This is a genomic window from Microbispora sp. NBRC 16548, assembly GCF_030268985.1.
GTDB lineage: Bacteria > Actinomycetota > Actinomycetes > Streptosporangiales > Streptosporangiaceae > Microbispora > Microbispora catharanthi.
In genome coordinates, this window is the sequence record NZ_BSSF01000007.1 from 79,477 (window position 1) to 101,005 (window position 21,529).

A 21,529-nucleotide genomic window follows, 5' to 3' on the forward strand; every position below is an offset into this window, starting at 1 on the left:
GTGGCGGCGGCGTTCAGCGCGAGATCGCCCAGCCCGGCGCCCAGGTCCCGGCGGCGTCGCGGCCGGCCGCCGTGGCGGCGAGGTGGGCGCGGAGGGTGGCCAGCGCGGGGTGGGGGTTGTCGCGGTGCCACAGGAGCGAGTGCGGGTAGACGGGCACGGGGTCGGTCACCGGGATGCGGCGCAGGCCGTGGCCGGCGGGCCAGACGAGGCGGGTCTGCCCGCCCATGAAGGTGGCCAGGGCCGGGGTGTCGGCGATGGTGTCGAGGAGCGCGTCGGAGCCGAAGTTGGGGCCGGTCGCCTCGATGGCGAGGCCGAACTCGGCGACGAGGTCGTCGTAGTAGGCGGTCCACTCGGTGCCGGGGACGAGGCCGGGCATCCAGATCCGGTGCCCGGCGAGCTGGGCGACGGTCACCGACCGGGCGCCGGCCAGCGCGTGGGCGGGGCCGATGAGGAGCTGGAGCGGCTCGTCGAGCACCCGGACGGACTCGATCTCCTCGGGAAGGGGCCGGCCGGGCATGGCGACGGCGCGGAAGGACGCGTCGATCGCACCGGACCGGATGGCGGCGACGGCCTTCTCGATGTCGAACAGCATCACCACGTCGAGGTCGATCTCGGGGTGCGCGCGGTGGAAGCCGCGCATCAGGCCCGAGGCCGCGCTGCGCGAGGTGAGCATGTCGACGCGCAGCGGACGGCGGCCGGTGCGCACGGACGCGACGGCCCGGTCGGCGGCGCGCAGCAGCTCCCGGGCGTGGGGCAGGAACGCCTGCCCGTCGATGGTGAGCTCGGCGCCGCGCGGCGTGCGGGTGAACAGCCGCACGCCGAGGTCGCGCTCCAGCGCGGCGATGCGCTTGGAGACGGCCTGCTGGGTGACCGCCAGCTCGGCGGCGGCCTCCTGGAACTGCCCCGCGTCGGCGACGGCGACGAAGGTCCGGACGGTGTCGAGGTCCATGCGGGACACCCTATGGATACAACCGCCGGTTGTGCCGGGGCGGCCTCGCGGTTGTTTGATCCCGGGACATGGTGCTCGCTTTGATGATTCCGATCGCGGATCGGTTGTACGGGTGAGTGACGAGGGGCGTCGGACATGAGGAACGGGCACCGGCTGGGGCGGCGGTTCGGGTGGCTCTGGGCAGCGTACGGGACCAGCGCGCTCGGCACGTGGCTCGCCTTCGGCGCGTTCCCGCTGATCGCGGTCCAGGTGCTGCACGCCGGGCCGGCACAGGTCGCGGCGTTGGCCTCCGCGGGGGCCGCGGTGGGCGCGGCCGTGGCGGTGCCGCTGGGCCCGTGGGTGGAGTTCCGCCGCAAGCGGCCGGTGCTGGTCGGGACGGACCTGGTGCGGTTCGCGGCGCTGCTGACGATCCCCGCCGCGTTCGCGCTCGGCGTGCTCTCCTTCGTCCAGCTCCTGCTGGTCTCGGTCGTCGTCGCGGCGGCCGACATCACCTTCCGCGCGGCCTCCGGCGCGTACCTGAAGACGCTGGTGCCGGCCGGGGACCTGCTCGTCGCCAACGCCCGGTTCGAGTCCACGGCCTGGACGACCACGATCATCGGGCCGCCGCTTGGCGGTGCCGCGATCGGGCTCCTCGGTCCGGTGGCGACGGTGGTGGCCGACGCGGTCAGCTACCTGCTCTCGGCCCTGGGCATCCGCGCGACGGGTGGCGGGGAGCCGCGGCCCGAGCGCAGGGAGGCCACGCGCCTGCGGGCCGGGGACCTGCTCGACGGCTGGCGGTACATCCTCGCCGACGCGACGCTGCGTCCGCTGTTCTTCAACACCGCCCTGTTCAACGGCCTGGTGATGGCCGCCGACGCGCTGCTGGCCGTCCTGATGCTCGGCCGGCTCGGGTTCGAGCCGTGGCAGTACGGCCTCGCCTTCGCCGCGCCCTCGATCGGCGGGCTGCTGGGTTCGCGGCTGGCCAGGCCGCTCGTCACCCGGTTCGGGCAGCACCGGGTCCTGGTCGTGTCCGGGGCGCTGCGCGCCCTCTGGCTCGTCGGCCTGGCCTTCGTGGGGCCGGGCGCCGGAGGGCTGCTGCTGGTGATGGGCGTCGAGCTCGGGCTCATCTTCTGCTGCGGGGTCTTCAACCCCGTCTGCGCGACCTACCGCCTCGAACGCACCGCGACCGGCCGGATCGCCCGCACACTGTCCGCCTGGACGGTGACGACCAAGGCCTCGACCGCGCTCCTGACGGCCGTCTGGGGCGTGCTGGGCGGCCTGCTCGGCCCGCGCACGGCCATCGGCCTGGCCGGCGTGCTCCTGCTGGCGACCCCGCTGCTGCTTCCCCGGCGTGCCGCGGCGCCCCTCGCCGAGCCCCCCGCTGAGCCCCTCGCCGAGACGGAGTCCGCACGGAGCCGCGCCTGACGGGCCGCCACGGCCGTCTCGCGATCTCATCGCCCAAGGAGAGAAAATGACCGTCACGACCCCGGCGCTGGACCCCCGGACGGCCGCACTGCTCGTCATGGATTACCAGCAGGCAATCCTGGCCTCGCTCCCCGGCCAGGCCGACCCGGAAGCGCTGCTGTCACGGGTGGCCGGCGCCATCGCCGACATGCGCGCGCACGGCGCCGCCATCGCCTACGTGCGAGTCGGATTCACCGAAGCCGACTGGGCGGCGATCCCGCCGGCCAACAGGACTTTCTCCTTCCTCGGCCGGCAGCGCCTCATGCACCACGAGGATCCCGCGACAGACATCCACCACCGGCTCGCTCCCGAGCCCGGCGACATCGTCGTCCGCAAGACCCGCTACGGCGCGCTGTCCACGACAGACCTGGACCGGCGACTGCGGGATCGCGGGATCACCACCCTGGTCATCGCCGGGATCACCACCAGCGGCGTCGTACTGTCCACCGTCACCGACGCCGCCGACCGCGACTACCGGCTCTACGTCCTGTCCGACGGCGTCGCCGACCCGGACCCGCACGCCCACCAGGCCCTGATGACCGGCATCTTCCCGAGGCTGGCCCACGTCATCGACACCGCAGAACTGTGCTCGCTGATGTGCTCGCTCCGGGACGAGAGCCATCCCGATCGGGCGGAGACCGGCAGGGCGTGAGCCGCTTACCTCGTCCCTCTGGACAGAGCCGGGAGTCCGGGGCCTCCTCTGCGGACGGCCCACTCCGCGACGGCGAGGTTGATCACCCATCCGGCGCCCATCAGCAGCGCCCGGGGGAGCGGGCCGGGCTCGCCGGCCAGCGCCATCCAGGGCCCGACGGTCAGCAACTGGGTGCCCGCGCCCATGCCGATCGCGTAGCCCCGCGTCATCCAGGCGCGATGACGGGCGACGTCCCGGCGCCGGATCGCCGCGAAGCCGAGAACGAGGGACACGATCATGAGAGTGCCGAACACCAGCCGCAGGCCCACGAGGAGGGCGCTGTCGTTGGCCAGATGGGGATAGAACAGCGTCATCCACAGACCTGTGAACGCGCTGACGATCCCGGACGGAACCACGAGCCGCCCGGCGGCGCGGTGCCAGGCGGGCCTGCGGCGGCGCAATCCGTGGGCGAACTGGAGGGCCCCCAGGACGCTGAAGAGGGTGACGGAGATGATGTGCGCGACGACGGGCGCCGGGGTCGCGAAATACCGGACGCTGTCCTGCGTGATCGGCCCGCCGCCGGCCAGTTGCCCCAGCCGGGTGGAACCGGCGATCACCGGGACGGCGCTGAGCGCGATCAGCGCGGCGGGCACGAGCCACCCCGCCCTGCGGTTCCTGCCGGATGAGTCGCTCCGCGCGAGCGTGGGCCGTTCCATCGATTCGGTCATGCGCCGATCGTGGCCCCCGAGGGGGCGGTGGTTCATCGGCGGAACGGCCGGATCCGTGCCGCCCGATCGGCTGCCGATCGGGCGTACTTTCGGCCGATACGCCCTGCGTGCGGCGCTTCTTACGCTGGCACTCCCCACCGCCGAGGTGACGAGGAGAATGCGATGAAGGCGTACGTCCTACGCTCGTACGGTCCGCCCGACGTCCTGGAGCTCACCGACGTCGGCACGCCCGTGCCCGGCCCCGGCGAGGTGCTGGTCCGGGTGCGCGCCACCTCCGTCCAGCCGTACGACTGGCACCACATGAGAGGCGAGCCGTACGCCGCGCGTCTGATGGGCGGCACAGTCGGCCCGCGCAGACCGCGAATCGGCATCCTGGGCGCCGACGTGGCGGGACAGGTCGAGGCCGTCGGCTCCGGCGTCACCGCGTTCCGCGCGGGCGACGAGGTGTTCGCCCTGCTCACGCAGGGTGGCTTCGCCGAGTACGTGTGCGTACCGGAGAGCGCGCTGGCCCGGAAGCCGGAGAACCTGTCGTTCGAGCAGGCGGCCGCGGTGCCGATGGCGGCCGTCACCGCACTGATAGCACTCGATCAGGGACGGGTCCAGGCGGGGCACGGGGTCCTCGTGAACGGCGCCTCGGGCGGCGTGGGAACCTTCGCCGTGCAGCTCGCCAAGGCGTTCGGCGCCGAGGTCACCGGTGTGTGCAGCGGCCGGAACGCCGACCTGGTGCGGTCGATCGGCGCGGACGAGGTCGTCGACTACACGAAGGAGGACTTCACCCGGCGCGGGCGGCGCCATGACCTGCTGCTCGACATCGCGGGCACTCGCGCGCTGCCGGCCTGCGCGCGGGTGCTGAAGCCCCGGGGGACGCACGTCGTCGTCGGCGGGCCGGCCGGACGATGGCTGCAACCGGTCGGTCACATGATCGCGACGCTCGCGGTGTCGCCGTTCGTGTCCCAGCGCGTGGTCGTGGCTCAGGTGGCCTACGGCGAGAACGCCCGGGGCGACCTGATGCGGCTGACCGACCTCATCGAGGACGGCAAGGTCACCCCGGTGGTCCACCGCAGCTATCCGTTCCACGAGATCCCGGCGGCCATCGGATACGTGGAGCAGGGGCACGCCGCGGGAAAGGTCGTCATCACGGTATGAGCCGCCCGGTGAGGCTCTCCCCGGCCCGCCGCCCGCGCTCCGCCGCGGCGCTCCGCAACCGGAAACCGGGGGAGCCACGTGCGACGGGCACGGTCGGCAGGCAGGCTCAGGACTCGGCGACCAGGCCCTCGGGCTCGGCCTCCGCGTCCTCGGCGGCCGTCTCGGCGCGCTCCTCCATCTCCGGGCTCACGGCCGTCGGGCTCTCCACCGGCCGCAGCCAGACGACGCCGAGCGGCGGCACACTCAGCCGGGTCGAGCAGGGCAGCCCGTGCCGCGGCTCCTCGACCGACTCGACCGCGCCCATGTTGCCGACGCCGCTCCCGGCGTACTCGTACGCGTCGGTGTTGAGGATCTCCTCCCACCGCCCGGGGGTGGGCAGGCCGAGGTGGTAGTCCTGGTGCGGGGCGCCGGAGAAGTTGGCCACGCAGGCCAGCACCGAGCCGTCCGCGCCGTACCGCAGGAACGACAGCACGTTGCCCGAGGCGTCGTCGGCGTCGATCCAGCGGAAGCCCTCGTGGGTGTTGTCACGCGAGTACAGCGCGGGCGACTCCCGGTAGACGCGGTTCAGGTCCTTCACCAGGCGGCGTACGCCCTGGTGGTAGTCGAAGTCCAGCACCCACCAGTCGAGGCCGTTCGCCTCCGACCACTCGGCCCCCTGGCCGAACTCGCCGCCCATGAACAGCAGCTGCTTGCCCGGGTGGGCCCACATGAAGCCGTACAGCGCGCGCAGGTTGGCGAAGCGCTGCCACTCGTCGCCCGGCATCTTGCCCAGCAGCGACCCCTTGAGGTGGACGACCTCGTCGTGCGACAGCGGTAGCACGAAGTTCTCCGAGAAGGCGTACATCAGGGAGAACGTCATCTGGTGGTGGTGATACTGCCGGTAGATCGGCTCGCGGGACATGTAGCTGAGCGAGTCGTGCATCCAGCCCATGTTCCACTTGAAGCCGAAGCCGAGCCCGCCGAGGTGGACGGGCCGCGACACGCCGGGCCAGGCGGTCGACTCCTCCGCGATCGTCATGATGCCCGGCTCCTCGCGGTAGACGACGGAGTTCATCTCCTTGAGGAACTCGATCGCGTCGAGGTTCTCCCTGCCGCCGTACACGTTGGGCGTCCACTCGCCCTCGCGGCGCGAGTAGTCGAGGTAGAGCATCGAGGCCACGGCGTCCACCCGCAGGCCGTCGACGTGGAACTCCTTGAGCCAGTAGAGCGCGTTGGCCACGAGGAAGTTGCGCACCTCGTTGCGGCCGAAGTCGAAGACGTACGTGCCCCAGTCGGGGTGGGTGCCGCGGGCGGGGTCGGCGTGCTCGTAGAGCGGAGTGCCGTCGAAGCGGGCCAGTGCCCACTCGTCCATCGGGAAGTGCGCGGGCACCCAGTCGACGATGACGCCGATGCCGGCTCGATGCAGTTCGTCCACGAGGTGGCGGAAGTCGTCGGGGGAGCCGAACCGCGAGGTCGGGGCGTAGTAGGAGGTCACCTGGTAGCCCCACGAGCCGCCGAAGGGGTGCTCGGCGACCGGCAGGAACTCCACGTGCGTGAATCCCATGTCCTTGACGTACTCGACCAGCTCGCGGGCGAGCTTGCGGTAGGACAGGCCGGGCCGCCAGGAGCCCAGGTGCACCTCGTAGGTGCTCATCGGCTCGGCGAGGGCGTCGCGCGACGGCCGGGCGGCCATCCACTCCTCGTCGCGCCACTCGTACGCCGAGCTCTCGATGATGCTGGCGGTCGCCGGGGGCACCTCGGTGCGGCGGGCCATCGGGTCGGCCTTCTCCCGCCAGATCCCGTCGAGGCCGAGGATCTGGAACTTGTACCGCGTGCCCTCGCCGATCTCCGGGAGGAACAGCTCCCACACGCCCGACCGGCCGAGCGACCGCATGGGGTGGGCGGCGCCGTTCCAGTGGTTGAAGTCGCCGATCACCCGCACGCCCTGGGCGTTCGGCGCCCACACCGAGAAGGCCGTCCCGTCCACGTCCTCGTGACGTACCACCCGCGCCCCGAGCACCTCCCACAGCCGTTCGTGCCGGCCCTCACCGATCAGGTGGAGGTCCAGCTCGCCCAGCGTCGGCCAGTGCCGGTACGGATCGTCCGTCTCGTACGGCGGGGCATCGGGATAGGTGATGCGCAGACGGTAGTCGGGGACCTTGTCGACGCCGGGCAGCGTCACCTCGAACACCCCGAACGCGAGATGGCTCATCGCGTGCGCCGACCCGTCGGCCAGCACCTCGACCTTCTCCGCGAAGGGGCGCAGGGCCCTGATCGTGACGCCGTCGGGCCCGGGATGGGCCCCCAATATGGAGTGGGGGTCGTGATGCGCGCCCCCGGCCAGCCGGTCCAAGTCCATGTCGCCCAACCTGCCCTAGATATATCCCTCCGAACACCCTGATCTTGTCAGCGAAAGGCCGCGAGCGGGATGGGCAGCCACGAGGGGCGGTTGCGCGCCTCGTAGACGACCTCGTACACCGCCTTGCTCAGTTCGAGCGCGCGCAGCAGCACCGCGTCGTCGCCGCGGATGCGCCCGCCGCCCTCCGAGTAGCCGGCCAGGAACGCGGCCCGGTTGCGCTCCGACCACTCCCTGGCCCGGTTCTCCAGGTTCCCGGCGTCGGGGCGGTCGGCCAGCAGGTGCCGTGCGGCGTAGTCGAACGAGCGCAGCATGCCCGCCACGTCGCGCAGCGGCGAATCGAGCGCCCGCCGCTCGGCCAGCGGCTGGCCCGGCTCGCCCTCGAAGTCGAGCACCACCCAGTCGGTCATGGTCCGCATGACCTGACCGAGGTGGTAGTCGCCGTGCACCCGCTGCACCGGGATCTCGTGACCGAGATCGGACAGCCGGTCGAACGCGCCGGCGGCCACGGCGGCGTGCTCGCCCAGGCGTGGCACCTCGGCGACCGCCTTGTCCAGGCGGCGGCGGAACCGCTCGGTCATCCGCTTGATCTCGGGCGGCTCGATCGTCCCCGTGGGGAAGGCCCGCGCGAGCTCGCGGTGCACCTGCGCGGTGGCCAGCCCGAGCCGCCGCGCCTCGGCGGCGAAGTCGCCTCCGGCGTCCTCCGCCGGCATGCCCTCGGGGCACGCGTAGAGGTCGCGCACGCTGGTCAGCGCCATCGACCAGCCCTCGTTGGCGTTCTGCAGGTACTCCTGCATGATCGCCAAGGTGGTCGGCTCGCCCTGGAGCTCGGTCTCGATCCAGCCGTACGGTCTGGCCACTTGGGCCGAGCCCGCGTCCGCGAGCGCCGTGATGATCTCCAGCTCGGGGTTGACCCCCGGGCTGAGCTGGCGGAACAGCTTGAATATGTACTTGTCGCCGTACACCAGCGAGGTGTTCGACTGCTCGGCGGTCAGCACGAGGCTGCGTTGCGAGGTGTCGATCTCCGCCCCGTGCGCGAGGTGGAAGCCGACGCCGTCGAACCGGCGGTCGGCGGCCATCCCCTCCAGCAGGTGCCCCGTCAGGGCGGAGTCGTGCAGCGCGTCGTATATCTCGACCTCGCGGCCGTCCCGGCGGCAGGCGCCGATCCGGACGTGACCGAGCCGGTCGGGCAGGTGCTCACGCAGCCCGACCGGGATCTGGTAACGCGTGTGGCGCTCGCCCTGCCGCACGCACACGATCAGATGGAGCAGCGCCGGGTCACCGGCGGCGATCTCGATCTCGGAGTCGATGGACAGGTCGTCGATGGCGCGCCCCTTGCCGGCGAACCACCGTTGTCCGGTGATCCAGCCGGCCAGGAGTCCCTGAAGTGAAGTCGTCACTCCTCCTTCGTGCCGGCCGTCCTATGCGTGACGGGCAGTGTGAACCAATAGAACCCATGCCCAGGAAGCGTCAAAAGATACGGAAGCTCGCCGATCGGCGGAAAAGGAACTCCGCCCATGCACTCGACCGGCGTGGATCCCTCGAACCTGCGCAGGTCGAGCTCGACCGGCTGGGGGAAGCGCGACAGGTTGTTGACGCACAGGACCCGGTCGTCGCCGAGCTCGCGCACGAACGCGAGCACGCTCGGGTTGGACGAGTTCAGCTCGGTGAACTCACCGAGGCCGAACACGGGGTGACGCTTGCGGATCTCGATCATCCGCTTGGTGAAGTGGAGCAGCGAGCTGGCGCTCTTCTGCTGCGCCTCGACGTTGATCGCCTGGTACCCGTAGATCGGGTCCATGATCACCGGTAGGTAGAGCCGGCCCGGGTCACAGTTCGAGAAGCCCGCGTTGCGGTCGGGCGTCCACTGCATCGGCGTGCGGACGCCGTCCCGGTCGCCGAGCCAGATGTTGTCGCCCATGCCGATCTCGTCGCCGTAGTACATCACGGGCGAGCCGGGCAGGCTGAGCAGCAGCGCGGTGAACAGCTCGATCTGGTTGCGGTCGTTGTCGAGCAGCGTCGCCAGCCGGCGTCGGATGCCGACGTTGGCCCGCATGCGGGGGTCCTTGGCGTACTCGGAGTACATGTAGTCGCGCTCTTCGTCGGTCACCATCTCGAGCGTGAGCTCGTCGTGGTTGCGCAGGAAGATGCCCCACTGGCAGTTCTCCGGGATCTTGGGCGTCTGGGCCAGGATCTCCGAGATCGGGTAGCGCGACTCCCGCCGCACGGCCATGAAGATGCGCGGCATCAGCGGGAAGTGGAAGGCCATGTGGCACTCGTCGCCGCCGGTGACCGGGTCGCCGAAGTACTCCACCACGTCGGCCGGCCACTGGTTGGCCTCGGCCAGCAGCACCCGGTCGGGGTAGAGGCGGTCCACCTCGGCCCGCACCCGCTTCAGGTACGCGTGGGTCGCCGGCAGGTTCTCGCAGTTGGTGTCCTCCTGCTCGAACAGGTAGGGGATCGCGTCGAGCCGGAACCCGTCGATGCCGAGGTCGAGCCAGAAGCGGATGACCTCCATCATCGCGTCCTGCACGGCCGGGTTCTCGAAGTTGAGGTCCGGCTGGTGGTGGAAGAACCGGTGCCAGTAGTACTGCCCGCGGACCGGGTCGTAGGTCCAGTTGGACGCCTCGGTGTCGATGAAGATGATCCGGGCGTCCTTGTACTCCTCGTCCGTGTCGCTCCAGACGTAGAAGTCGCCGTACGGACCCTCGGGGTCGTTGCGGGACGCCTGGAACCACGGGTGCTGGTCGCTGGTGTGGTTCATGACCAGGTCGGCGATGACCCGGATGCCCCGCTTGTGCGCCTCGTCCACGAGCCTGATGAAGTCCCCCAGATCACCGAAGTCCGGAAGGATCTTCATGTAGTCCGAGATGTCGTACCCGCCGTCCTTGAGGGGGGACTCGTACAGCGGGAGCAGCCAGAGGCAGTCGATGCCGAGCCACTGGAGGTAGTCCAGCTTCTCGATGAGGCCGCGGATGTCGCCGGTGCCGTCGCCGTTCGAGTCGGCGAAGCCCCGGATAAGCACCTCGTAGAAGACAGCCCGCTTGTACCAGTACTTGTCCCGTGGTTCCTCCTCGGTGAAGGTGTTCGGGACGGGCTGGGTGTGGCTGGGCTGGATGTGACTGGGCTGAGGTGTCGTCGAGCTCACCTTTTGACTCCCCGGATGTGCCGAGCTGCGCTCACGGGCGGTGCGCTGACCCGTGGCGGAGCGTGAGAATGTGTGCGGGATGGACGTGCGGGTCGAGGCGCACGTAGTTCGCCTGCCCCCAGCGGTACGACTCGCCAGACAGTTGGTCGTCCACGACGAACTCGGCATGCCAGTCGAGACCGAGGGCGGGCATGTCGAGCCGGACCGTCGCCTCGTGTGTGTTGTGTGGATCCAGATTGACGACGGCCAGCACGACATCGCCTAGTCCGTGCCGTCGTGAGGCCGTGTCATAGGCGCCGGGCAGCCGCTTGGAGAAGCAGATCACGTTCGGCTGGTCGACGTTGTGAAACCGTAGGTTACGCAATTCCTGGAGCGCCGGGTGTGCTCTTCTCAACAAATTGAGCTGGGTAATGAACGGGGCAAGGCTGCGGCCCTCACGCTCCGCCTCCGCCCAGTCACGCGGCCGATACTGGTACTTCTCGCTGTCGAGGTACTCCTCGCTGCCCGGACGGACCGGGACGTTCTCGGCCAGTTCATACCCGGAGTAGACCCCCCAGGTGGGCGCCATCAGCGCCGCCAGGACCGCGCGGATCTTGAACGCCGGCACGCCCCCGTGCTGGAGGTACTCGTGCAGGATGTCGGGCGTGTTGACGAACAGGTTCGGCCGCAGGTAGTGCGAGGTTTCGTGGGACAGCTCCCGCAGGTACTCCTCCACCTCGGGCTTCGAGTTGCGCCAGGTGAAGTACGTGTACGACTGGTGGAATCCGATCTTGGCGAGCGTGCGCAGCATGGGCGGGCGGGTGAACGCCTCGGCGAGGAACAGCACGTCGGGGTCGGTCGCGTTGATGTCGGACAGCAGCCGCTCCCAGAACCGGACCGGCTTGGTGTGGGGGTTGTCCACCCGGAAGATCCGCACGCCGTGGTCCATCCAGTGCCGGACCACCCGCTTGATCTCCGCGTAGATCCCCTCGGGATCCTTGTCGAAGTTCAGGGGGTAGATGTCCTGGTATTTCTTCGGCGGGTTCTCGGCGTACGCGATCGAGCCGTCGGCCCGGATGTTGAACCACTCCGGGTGCTCCTTGACCCAGGGGTGGTCGGGGGAGCACTGGAGCGCGAGGTCGAGGGCGACCTCCATGCCCAGCTCGCGCGCCTTGGCGACGAACTCGTCGAAGTCCTCGATCGTGCCCAGATCCGGGTGGATCGCGTCGTGCCCGCCCTCCTGCCCGCCGATGGCCCAGGGCGACCCGGGGTCGTACTGGTCGGGGGTCAGGGTGTTGTTGCGGCCCTTGCGGAACTGCGAGCCGATCGGGTGGATCGGCGGCAGGTAGACCACGTCGAAGCCCATCTGGGCGACCGCCGGGAGCCGCTTGGCCGCCGTCCTGAACGTCCCCGACTTGGGCGCGACGCCCTCCTGCCCCACCACGGCGCCCTCGGAGCGGGGGAAGAACTCGTACCAGGAGCCGAACAGCGCCCGCCGCCGGTCCACCCGTACGCGGTTGCGGCCCGACCGGGTGAGCAGGTCGCGCAGCGGGTGCGCGGCGATCAGCGCGGCCGTCTCGGGCAGCTGGGTCACCGCGAAGCGCGCCCTGGGGTCCACCGCCTCGTCCCGCAGGCGGGCCGCGAGGGCCAGCAACGCGGCCCGGTGCCCGCAGGTGCCGCCCGCCTCCGTCGCCGCGCAGTCCGCCGCCCGCACGCCCTTGGCCGCCCGCTCGAACAGCCGGGCGCCCTCCTCGCACATGAGGTCGGCGTCCAGGTCGCGCGGGATCTTGATGCCCGCGTCGTGCGTCCACGTGGCGATCGGATCACTCCAGGCCTCCACCCGGAACTGCCACAGGCCCTCGGCGGGCAGCGTCACCTCCACGCTCCACCGGTCGGTGCCGGGCGCGACCTCGCGCATGGGCAGCATCCGGCCCGGCGTGCCGCTGGGGTCGATCAGCACCACGCCGGCGGCGACCGCGTCGTGTCCTTCGCGGAACACCGTCGCGCTGATCTCGAAGGTCTCTCCCGCGGCGGCCTTGGCGGGCCACTGGCCGCAGTCGACGACGGGCTGGATGTCCTGGATGGGAATGCGTCCGATCATCGTCACTTCGTACTCGGGGGCGGCACACCGGGTGCCGCCGGGGCTTGCGGGGCAGGAACAGCTGTGGTCGGGCGGGCAGCACGGGAAACAGGAACCGCTGGCCGCGGTCCTTCCTCGTCCATACACAGGGGTTGCCCTAATAGTCCACTCTTACCCCTGCCGAACGAAAGACCGCTCGCCGTGTTTGGGACGGCGTCCCCGGGAGATCGATCATTGCGTGCCGGCCGTCGTCGTCCGGCGCGGACATCACCAGGTCAAGGGTACTTTGGTGAGGTTTGAACCGGTTTGATGGTGGTGAGAGCGTTCGAGAACTGGCATCGCAGTACGACAAGTTTGATTCGGTCGCGCGTCGTGGCGCTGAGTAACTAGGGTCTGGCCCCGTGAGAGCTATCCGCAGGTTCACTGTCCGAACCGTTCTTCCCTCACAGCTCGCACCTCTGGGCGAGTTGGTCCAAAACCTTCGATGGTCGTGGCACCCCGAGACCATGGACCTGTTCGCCGAGGTGGATCCCGAGGTCTGGGAGCGTGTCGATCACGACCCCGTCGCGCTGCTCGGCGCGGTCGAGGCCGACAGGCTGCGCGAGCTCGCCCAGGACCGGCGTTTCCTGCGCCGCCTGGCCGACGCCGCCGACGATCTGCGCGAGTACATGACCGCCCCCAGGTGGTACCAGTCGCTGGAGGGCGCGCCAAGGGCGATCGGCTACTTCTCGCCCGAGTACGGCATCTCCGCCGCCCTGCCGCAGTACTCCGGCGGTCTCGGCATCCTGGCCGGCGACCACCTGAAGGCCGCCAGCGACCTCGGCGTGCCGATCCTCGGCGTCGGCCTGCTCTACCGGCACGGCTACTTCACCCAGTCGCTGTCCGCCGAGGGCTGGCAGCTCGAGCACTACCCCTCCCTCGACCCCGGCGGCCTGCCGCTCACCCTCCTCAAGGAGGAGGACGGCGCGCCGGCCCGCATCAAGATCGGCCTGCCGGAGGGGCGCGTCCTGCACGCCCAGATCTGGGTGGCCCAGGTCGGCCGGGTGCCGCTGCTCCTGCTCGACTCCGACGTCGCCGAGAACGACACGGTCGCCAGGGACGTGACCGACCGCCTGTACGGCGGAGGCGGCGACCACCGCCTGATGCAGGAACTGCTGCTCGGCATCGGCGGCGTGCGGGCCATCCGGGCCTACTGCCGGATCACCGGCCACCCCGAGCCCGAGGTGTTCCACACCAACGAGGGCCACGCCGGCTTCCTCGGCCTGGAGCGCATCCGCGAGCTCACCGAGGCCCGGCTGTCGTTCGAGGAGGCCCTGGAGGCCGTACGCGCCGGGACCGTGTTCACCACCCACACGCCCGTCCCCGCGGGCATCGACCGGTTCCCGGCCGAGATGATCGCCCGGCAGTTCGGCGGGTCCAACGCCTGGCCGACGGTGTCGGTGGACCGCATCCTCGAACTGGGCGCCGAGCCGGACGGCCCAGAGGCCGACAAGTCGGTCTTCAACATGGCCGTCATGGGCATGCGGCTGGCCCAGCGGGTCAACGGCGTGTCCGAGCTGCACGGCCACGTCAGCCGGGAGATGTTCCAGGGCCTGTGGCCGGGCTTCGACGTGGACGAGGTGCCGATCGGCTCGATCACCAACGGCGTCCACGCCCCGACGTGGGTAGGCCGGGAGATGATGGAGCTCGCCGGCAAGGAGCTGCCCTCGCTGATCGACGAGGCGCAGGGCTGGGAGGGCGCGCACAGGCTCTCCGAGGCCGACATCTGGGGCATCCGGGCCAACCTGCGCGCCGGCCTGGTCGAGGAGGCGCGCCGGCGGCTGCGCAGGTCGTGGCGGCAGCGCGGCGCCAGCGAGGCCGAGCTGGGCTGGGTGGACGAGGCGCTCGACCCGGACGTGCTGACGATCGGCTTCGCCCGCCGGGTGCCCTCCTACAAGCGGCTGACCCTCATGCTCTGCCAGCCCGACCGGCTCCGCAGGCTGCTGCTCGACCCGGACAAGCCGGTGCAGATCGTCATCGCCGGCAAGGCGCACCCGGCCGACGAGGGCGGCAAGAAGCTCATCCAGCAGATCGTCCGCTTCGCCGACTCCGAGGACGTGCGGCACCGCATCGTCTTCCTGCCCGACTACGACATGGCGCTCGGCCAGCTCATGGTGACGGGCTCCGACGTGTGGATGAACAACCCGCTGCGCCCGCTGGAGGCGTGCGGCACGTCCGGCATGAAGGCGGCGCTCAACGGCGGCCTCAACCTGTCCATCCGCGACGGATGGTGGGACGAGTGGTACGACGGCAACAACGGCTGGGCGATCCCCAGCGCCGACGGCGTGGACGACCCCGAGCGCCGCGACGAGCTGGAGGCCACGGCGCTGTACGACCTCATCGAGCGTGAGGTCGCCGACCGCTTCTACGACCGGGCCGCCGACGGCCTGCCGCGGCGCTGGCTGGAGATGGTCAAGCACACGCTGAGCTCGCTCGGGCCGAAGGTGCTCGCCGGGCGCATGCTGCATGACTACGTCACCGACCTGTACACCCCGGCGGCGGCCTCCGCCCGGTCGCTCGCGGCCGACGGCTACGGCAACGCCCGGCTGTTCGCGGCCTGGAAGCTGCGTGTGGCCAAGGCGTGGCCGGGCGTACGGGTCGAGCACGTCGAGGCGACCGGCGTGGGGGACACCCCCGAGCTGGGGGCCCGGCTGGAGCTGCGGGCCACGATCGCCCTGGGCGAGCTGTCGCCCGAGGACGTCCAGGTCCAGGCCGCCTACGGCCGCGTGGGCGCGCACGACGAGCTGCTGTCACCCGGCTACGTCACGCTGAAGGTCGACTCGGTGGGCGACGACGGCCGGGCGCACTACACCGGCGTCGTGCCGCTGGACCGCACCGGCGCGTTCGGCTACAGCGTGCGCGTGGTCCCGTTCCACCCGCTGATGGCGTCCGCGGCGGAGCTCGGCCTCATCGCCGTTCCGGAGGAGCCGGTCGGCATGACCAACGGCACCCTGCGCTAAGGGGGTCCGGCCCGGTCACCCCTCTCGCCTGCTTCCGTCGCAGGTGAGAGGGGTAGACCAGCACCATGGCACAGGCCCTGCACATCGGGATGGTCGCCCCGCCGTGGTACGACGTGCCGCCCCGCACGTACGGCGGCATCGAGGCGGTGACCGCCGCCCTGGTCGGCGGCCTGCGGGCGCGCGGGCACCGGGTCACCGTCATCGGGGCCGGCCGCGACGTGGATCTGCGGACCTACGACGAGCCGCCCTCGGCGCGGATCGGCGAGCCGTTCCCCGAGGTGGTGCACGCGGCCGAGGCGGCCCGCCTCCTGCGGGGCCTGGACGTGGACATCGTCCACGACCACTCGCTGGCCGGGCCGCTCACGGCCGCGGGGCGGCTCGTGCCGACGGTCGTCACCTGCCACAACGACGTGAGCGGGGAGCTCGGGAACTACTACCGGAGCCTCGGCGCGGACGTGTCCCTGGTGGCCATCTCCTCGGCCCAGCGCGCCTACGCACCCGACCTGAACTGGGTGGGGCGGGTGCACAACGCGGTGGACGTCGCGGCGTGGCCGTTCCGGGAGCGCAAGGACGACTGGGTGCTGTGGCTGGGACGGCTCAGCCCGGACAAGGGCGCGCACCTCGCGATCGAGGCGGCGCGGGCGGCGGGGCGCCGCATCCTGCTGGTCGGCAGGCGAGCCGAGCAGGGGGAGCAGGCCTACTTCCGCGAGCGGGTGGAGCCGCTGCTCGGGCCCGACGTCGAATACCTGGGGGAGGCGGACGGCCCGCTCAAGAACGAGCTGTTCTCCCAGGCCCGGTGCCTGGTGCTCCCGCTGTTGTGGGACGAGCCCTTCGGCATGGTCATGATCGAGGCGATGGCCTGCGGCACGCCGGTGGTGGCGCTGCGGCGGGGCGCGGTGCCCGAGGTCGTGGCGGACGGGGTGACCGGCTACGTCCGCGACACGCCCGACGAGCTTCCCGCCGCGATCGAGGCGGTCTCCGCCCTCGACCCGCACGCGGTGCGCGACCGCGTGGTCCGGCACTTCGACGTGCCCGTGATGGTCGAGGGATACGAGCAGGTCTACCGGAACATCACGGCCGCGACGCCGGCCGCTCCCCGGAGGCCCCTCCCGCTCGGCCGCTGATCGCCCCCTTATCGTGGGGGCCATGGGTGAATTCGTCAGGGTGGAGATCTCCGAGCACATCGCCACGATCCGGCTCGACCGGCCGAAGATGAACGCGCTGAACCGGCAGGTCCAGGAGGAGATCGCGGAGGCCGCGCGACTCGTGGACGCCGATCCGAACACGCACGCGGTCATCGTCTACGGCGGCGAACGCGTCTTCGCGGCCGGCGCCGACGTCAAGGAGATGGCGGTCATGTCCTACGCCGACATGGCCGTGCACTCGCGCACTCTGCAGGACTGCTTCACCGCCGTGGCGCGGATCGGCAAGCCGGTGATCGCGGCGATCACCGGGTACGCCCTGGGCGGCGGCTGCGAGCTCGCACTGTGCGCCGACTTCCGGGTGGCCGGGCAGAGCGCGAAGCTCGGCCAGCCGGAGATCACCCTCGGGATCATCCCCGGGGCGGGCGGGACCCAGCGCCTGCCCCGGCTGGTCGGGCCCGCCCGGGCCAAGGACCTGATCTTCACCGGGCGGCACGTGGACGCCGCCGAGGCGCTCGCCATCGGCCTGGTCGACCGGGTGGTGCCCGACGGCGAGGTCTACACCGCCGCGCTCGAACTCGCCGCGACCTTCGCCGAGGGACCGGTCACCGCGGTCCGGGCGGCCAAGCTCGCGATCGACCACGGCCTCGAGACCGACCTCGACACCGGCCTGGAAATCGAGCGGCTCCAGTTCTCCGGCCTGTTCGCCACCCAGGACGCCCGGGAGGGCATGACGGCCTTCGCCGAGAAGCGCCGCCCCAAATTCACCGGCAACTGACACCCGGGCGACGCCAGGGGGTCACCCGGCCGAGGTGTGGGCGAGGACGGCGTCGGCCAGTTCGGCGTGCACCTCGGGCGGCAGAGTGTGGCCCATGCCGCTGACCGTCGTCAGCCGGGCACCGGGGATCTGCTCGGCGATGACGGCGCCGTGGCCCGGCTTGGCGGGCTCGTGCGTGCCCTCGACGACCAGGGTGGGCGCCTTGACCCGGTGCAGGACGCCCACCGGCTCGAAGTCGGGCTTCGCCGCCGCCGCCAGCCGGTGGTTGGCCGCCGCGTCGAGGTCCCGCGCCCGGTCGTACAGGCGTTCCTGCAGCCTGCGCGAGGCGTCCTCGTCGAACGGCAGCCCAGTGCCGTGCAGCACGCGATCCTCCGCGATCATGCGCTCGATCCGCTCCCGCCGGTCGCGCGGCGGCGGCGCGGCGATCAGCTCGCGGTAGAACGCGACGAACTCCGGCGTGGGCTCGGGCAGGCTGCCCTCGGGCTGCGGCTCGCCCATGAGCGCCCGCATGAGCACCGCGCCCTCACCGCCGCCGAGCGGCGATGAGGCGATGACGGTGAGCGTCCGCACGCGCTCCGGCCGCTCCACCGCGATCAGCTGCCCGAGCAGCCCGCCCGCCGAATGGCCGACCAGATGCGCGCTGTCCAGCCCGTGCGCGTCCATCACCCGCAGCACGTCGTCCTTGATGTCGTCCCATGTGTACGGATCCTTCGAGAAGTCGATGACGTCGGACATCCCGGTGTCGCGGTGGTCGTAGCGGATCACGCGCCGGCCGCCGGCGGCGAGCCGGCCCACGAACTCGTCCGGCCACAGGATCCCCTGCGACATCGAACCCATCACCAGCACGATCGGCGCGTCGGCCGCGGCCCCGAACTCTTCACTCCAGATGTTTGGCATGGGCTAAAGCATGTCGCCCGGGGCCGCCGGCGCCTTCCGTAGAACTACTAGCCGCGCCAGTTCCGTACGTGAGGTGATGCCGAGCTTCGGATAGATCTTGTACAGGTGGTATTCGACCGTGCGCGGGCTGAGGAACAGCCGGGCGGCGATCTCCTTGCTGGTCGCGCCGCCCGCCACCAGGGTGGCGATGCGCAGCTCCTGCGGGGTGAGCGTGTCCAGCGCCGTCCCCCGCACGCCGGGGATCGCCTCGGGAACCGCGGCCGTGTCCTTCCCGACGTCCTTCCCGACGCCCTTCGCGGCCGTGCTCGTCTCCACCGGGACGCTCTCGCCCGCCGCGCGCAGCTCGCCGTACGCGCGCCGCGCCCACGGCGCGGCTCCCGCGCGCTGGAACGTCTCGAACGCCGCGCGCAGGTGCGCCCTGGCCTCTCCCGGCCGGTGGGTGCGGCGCAGTCGCTCGCCCAGCAGCAGCCCCGTCCTGGCCGCCTCGAACGGGTTGTCGTGCAGTCGTGACGCCTCGCCGAGCGCCTCGACCGCCTGGTCGTCCGGCAGGACCAGGCCGCGGCACCGGGCGAGCAGCGCCCGCGACTCGGCCGTCCCCGCGTGGGCCGACCAGCGCTCGTACGCCTCCAGCGCCTTCCGGGCGGCGTCCGGGTCGCCGGCGCCCACGGCGGCCTCGATCCGGTCCGGCGTGCTCCGCCAGACCACCGTCGGATGCCCGGCGCCCGGTCCCGCGGCGACGATCGCCGTGAACCGGTCGTGCGCGGCGGCGAACCGGCCCAGGCACAGGTCGAGCATGGCGAGGGCGTACGCCGCGAGCCCGGCGCGCAGGCCCACCCGGTGCGGGACGGCGATGGCCAGCGCCTCGCGGGCATACCGGGCGCAGGGCTCCTCCTCGCCGCGCAGGGCCGCCACGGCCGCGAGGTTGGCCAGGTGCGCGGCCACGGTGTTGGCGTATCCGGCCTCGCGAGCCAGCTCCAGGCCCTCCTCCGAGACGGCCCGGCTCTCCGCGAGGCGTCCCGCGAGCCGTTCCGCGGTCGCGACGAACTCCAGCACCACGGGCAGCTGGCCTGTCATCCCGGAGACCCTGGCCACCCGGCCGGCCCGCTCGGCCAGCTCGCAGGACAGGTCCACCTCGCCCAGAGAGCTGGCCGCCGCCGTCGCCCACAGGAACTCGGCCGCCTCGCGCAGCTCACCCGTACGGCCGAGCGCCCGTTTGAGCAGGTCGTGCCCGCCGTCGCCGGCGAGCGTCGCGCCGATGCCCACGACCACGTCGCGCAGGAACCCCTCGGGGAAGGCGGCAGCCCGCCGCCCGATCTCCACGATGGCCGCCGTGTCGCCGACGTACGACGCCGCCTCCGAGGCGTCGGCCAGCATGTCCAGAGTGTCGCCGGCCGCGAGGATCCGCACGGCCTCGGCGGCGTTGCCGGAGTTCAGCTCGAACCGCCCGCGTAGCTGGGCGATCTCCATGGTCAGCGCGGTGTCCGCCCCGGCGAACTCGCGAGCCTCGGCCAGCAGGGACTCCGCCTGGCCGGGGCGGCCCCCGAGCCACGAGGCCACGGCGGCGTCCTTGAGCCGCCGGGCGCGCACGAGCGGTTCCGGGGTGAGTTCGGCGGCCCTGGTCAGGGCGGTGGCGGCGGCGCCGTACCCGCCCCGGTCCCTGGTCCGTTCCGCGGCCCGCGTGAGCGCGGCGGCGACCGATTCGTCCTGGCCGAGCGCCGCGCCGGCCAGATGCCGGGCCCGACGGTCCCCGCCCGACACCTCGGCCAGGGCCGCGTGCGCCTCGCGGCGTGCGGCGGGGGAGGCCGCCTCGTAAACCGCCGACCGGATCAGCGGATGGCGGAACCGCACGTGCGTCCCGGACACGCTCGCGAGACCGGCGGACTCGATCTCGGGCAGCGCCGCTTCTCCCGCGCCCAGCCGGTCGGCGGCCCGCAGCACCAGGTCGAGATCGCTCTCGACCGCCGCCAGCAGGGCCGCCAGCCGCGCCCCTGCGGACAACGCGGCCACCCGGTCGCCGAAGAGCCGGTTCCCGCCGGGCAGGGGGTCGGGCAGCGGTTCCCGGCCGGCCCGCTGGGCGGGGGTGAGCAGCCGGGCCGTCTCGCGCAGCGCCAGCGGGTTTCCCCCGGTCAGCGCCACGAGGTCTCGCCTGACCGGCGCCGCGAGCGGAAAGCCGGCGTCGAGCAGTTCGGCGGCCGCCGGTTCGGCCAGCCCGGCGATCTCCAGCGTGGGCAGGCCCTTCACCGGCGTGTCGCCCCGTACGGCCAGCGGCATCGCGATCGGCTCGGTGCCGAGCCGCCTTGCGGCGAACAGCAGGGCGTCGGCCGACGGCCGGTCCACCCATTGGAAGTCGTCGACGACGCAGATCAGCCCGTCCGGCGCGGCGGCCTCGGCCAGCAGCGACAGCACCCCGGCCGCCAGCAGGAACCGGTCCCTCGAACCGGCAGGAGCCAGCCCGAGCGCGCCGCGTACGGCCTCGGCCTGCGGTTCCGGCAGCGCGTCGAGCAGCCCGGTCACCGGCAGCAGCAACTGGTGCAGGGCGGCGAACGCCAGATCGGCCTCCGCCTCGACCCCCGTGGTCCGCAGCACTCGCATGGGCCCGCCGCGGGAGGCCGCCAGGTCGAGCAGCGCCGTCTTGCCGGCACCGGCCTCGCCGCGCAGCACCAGCGCGCCCCCGGAGCCTTTCCTGGCCCGATCGACCAGGGCGTCGATCGCGGCCGTTTCCACCGATCTGCCGTAAAGCACAACCGCAGACTGTATTGCGTGGCGAGGTCGCGTCCGACGCCCATGTCCGGTGTCCCTGGCCGGTGTCTCTGTGCGGCGAGCCGGCCGGATGGCCGTCTCTCAGCAGGCTCTGAGCAACTCTGCACTTTGTGTCAGGAAAGGATGCACAATGCCGCTATCGTGGCGGCTCATGATGCGGTTGCGAGTGCTGGGCCTGTCACGGCTGCGCCGGGCGCTGCTGTCCCGGCTCGACTCTCGGTACGTCACCAAGCCCGACCACCGGCAGGACCTGAAGGACGCCCTCTGGGAGGTGCAGATGCTCCGCCGGGAGGTCGTGGCGCTGCGCGACGAGGTCGACCGGCTGCGTCGGGCCCCTGTGAAGCCGCCCGCGGCGCCCAGGGCGACGGCGGACCCCAAGGCGGCCGAGGCGCACCGGCTGGCGACGGAGACCGCCCAGGCGGTGGACACGCTGCTGCAGAGCGAGATGCGCCTCTGGCAGGCGATCGACGACCTGTCGGCGCGGGTCGGCGCTTCCGGGCGGGCGGGGTAACCG

General features: G+C 71.8%; 15 protein-coding genes. 7 read left to right on the forward strand and 8 right to left on the reverse strand.

Annotated features, from left to right (window positions below; translation table 11 throughout):
- Positions 1-13: 13 nt before the first annotated feature.
- Complete coding sequence (locus QSK36_RS20595; protein ID WP_285783546.1) at positions 14-949, reverse strand: LysR family transcriptional regulator; 936 nt, start codon at positions 947-949, stop codon at positions 14-16.
- A gap of 135 nt (positions 950-1,084) precedes the next feature.
- On the opposite strand from QSK36_RS20595, the gene QSK36_RS20600 reads away from it, so the two are divergent.
- Together QSK36_RS20600 and QSK36_RS20605 are read left to right on the forward strand one after the other, a co-directional pair.
- Entirely contained in the window at positions 1,085-2,353 is a 1,269-nt protein-coding gene (locus QSK36_RS20600; RefSeq protein ID WP_285783547.1) for an MFS transporter, read from the forward strand.
- 46 nt (positions 2,354-2,399) lie between these two features.
- Positions 2,400-3,044 (forward strand): cysteine hydrolase family protein, encoded by a 645-nt coding sequence (locus QSK36_RS20605; RefSeq protein ID WP_285783548.1) that lies wholly within the window; start codon positions 2,400-2,402, stop codon positions 3,042-3,044.
- Positions 3,045-3,049: 5 nt separating this feature from the next.
- Here QSK36_RS20605 and QSK36_RS20610 read toward each other — a convergent pair whose 3' ends face one another.
- The gene (locus tag QSK36_RS20610) at positions 3,050-3,751 is read right to left on the reverse strand and encodes a DUF2306 domain-containing protein (protein WP_225898503.1); all 702 of its coding nucleotides are present in this window, start codon (positions 3,749-3,751) and stop codon (positions 3,050-3,052) included.
- A 162-nt stretch (positions 3,752-3,913) separates the two neighbouring features.
- Between QSK36_RS20610 and QSK36_RS20615 the strand changes: the two genes are divergently transcribed.
- Positions 3,914-4,897 (forward strand): NAD(P)-dependent alcohol dehydrogenase, encoded by a 984-nt coding sequence (locus tag QSK36_RS20615; RefSeq protein ID WP_285783549.1) that lies wholly within the window; start codon positions 3,914-3,916, stop codon positions 4,895-4,897.
- Between the two features lie 106 nt (positions 4,898-5,003).
- Here QSK36_RS20615 and glgB read toward each other — a convergent pair whose 3' ends face one another.
- Genes glgB through QSK36_RS20635 form a run of 4 tightly spaced genes read right to left on the reverse strand, consistent with a single transcriptional unit; the run spans position 5,004 to position 12,460 of the window.
- Positions 5,004-7,235, reverse strand: coding sequence for a 1,4-alpha-glucan branching protein GlgB (gene glgB / locus QSK36_RS20620; protein WP_285783550.1), 2,232 nt, complete (start codon positions 7,233-7,235; stop codon positions 5,004-5,006).
- A gap of 47 nt (positions 7,236-7,282) precedes the next feature.
- Positions 7,283-8,632: a maltokinase N-terminal cap-like domain-containing protein gene (locus QSK36_RS20625; RefSeq protein ID WP_183540634.1), complete on the reverse strand. Its 1,350-nt coding sequence runs from the start codon at positions 8,630-8,632 to the stop codon at positions 7,283-7,285.
- Positions 8,629-10,380, reverse strand: coding sequence for a maltose alpha-D-glucosyltransferase (gene treS, locus QSK36_RS20630; protein WP_285783551.1), 1,752 nt, complete (start codon positions 10,378-10,380; stop codon positions 8,629-8,631). Before treS ends, QSK36_RS20625 begins: the two co-directional genes overlap by 4 nt.
- A gap of 31 nt (positions 10,381-10,411) precedes the next feature.
- Positions 10,412-12,460, reverse strand: a complete 2,049-nt coding sequence (locus QSK36_RS20635) for an alpha-1,4-glucan--maltose-1-phosphate maltosyltransferase (RefSeq protein ID WP_183540632.1) — start codon at positions 12,458-12,460, stop codon at positions 10,412-10,414.
- A 380-nt stretch (positions 12,461-12,840) separates the two neighbouring features.
- Between QSK36_RS20635 and glgP the strand changes: the two genes are divergently transcribed.
- From glgP to QSK36_RS20650, 3 genes are all read left to right on the forward strand, one after another.
- Entirely contained in the window at positions 12,841-15,438 is a 2,598-nt protein-coding gene (gene glgP / locus QSK36_RS20640; RefSeq protein ID WP_183540630.1) for an alpha-glucan family phosphorylase, read from the forward strand.
- A gap of 65 nt (positions 15,439-15,503) precedes the next feature.
- Positions 15,504-16,562: a glycosyltransferase family 4 protein gene (locus QSK36_RS20645; RefSeq protein WP_285783552.1), complete on the forward strand. Its 1,059-nt coding sequence runs from the start codon at positions 15,504-15,506 to the stop codon at positions 16,560-16,562.
- 22 nt (positions 16,563-16,584) lie between these two features.
- A complete protein-coding gene (locus QSK36_RS20650; protein WP_183540626.1) occupies positions 16,585-17,358 on the forward strand; it encodes an enoyl-CoA hydratase/isomerase family protein in 774 nt (257 codons plus the stop codon).
- 21 nt (positions 17,359-17,379) lie between these two features.
- On the opposite strand, the gene QSK36_RS20655 is transcribed toward QSK36_RS20650, so the two are convergent.
- Together QSK36_RS20655 and QSK36_RS20660 are read right to left on the reverse strand one after the other, a co-directional pair.
- A complete protein-coding gene (locus tag QSK36_RS20655) occupies positions 17,380-18,255 on the reverse strand; it encodes an alpha/beta fold hydrolase (protein ID WP_183540624.1) in 876 nt (291 codons plus the stop codon).
- 3 nt (positions 18,256-18,258) lie between these two features.
- Positions 18,259-20,997, reverse strand: a complete 2,739-nt coding sequence (locus QSK36_RS20660) for a helix-turn-helix transcriptional regulator (protein WP_285783553.1) — start codon at positions 20,995-20,997, stop codon at positions 18,259-18,261.
- Positions 20,998-21,166: 169 nt separating this feature from the next.
- Between QSK36_RS20660 and QSK36_RS20665 the strand changes: the two genes are divergently transcribed.
- A complete protein-coding gene (locus QSK36_RS20665; RefSeq protein WP_285783554.1) occupies positions 21,167-21,526 on the forward strand; it encodes a hypothetical protein in 360 nt (119 codons plus the stop codon).
- Positions 21,527-21,529 lie beyond the last annotated feature (3 nt).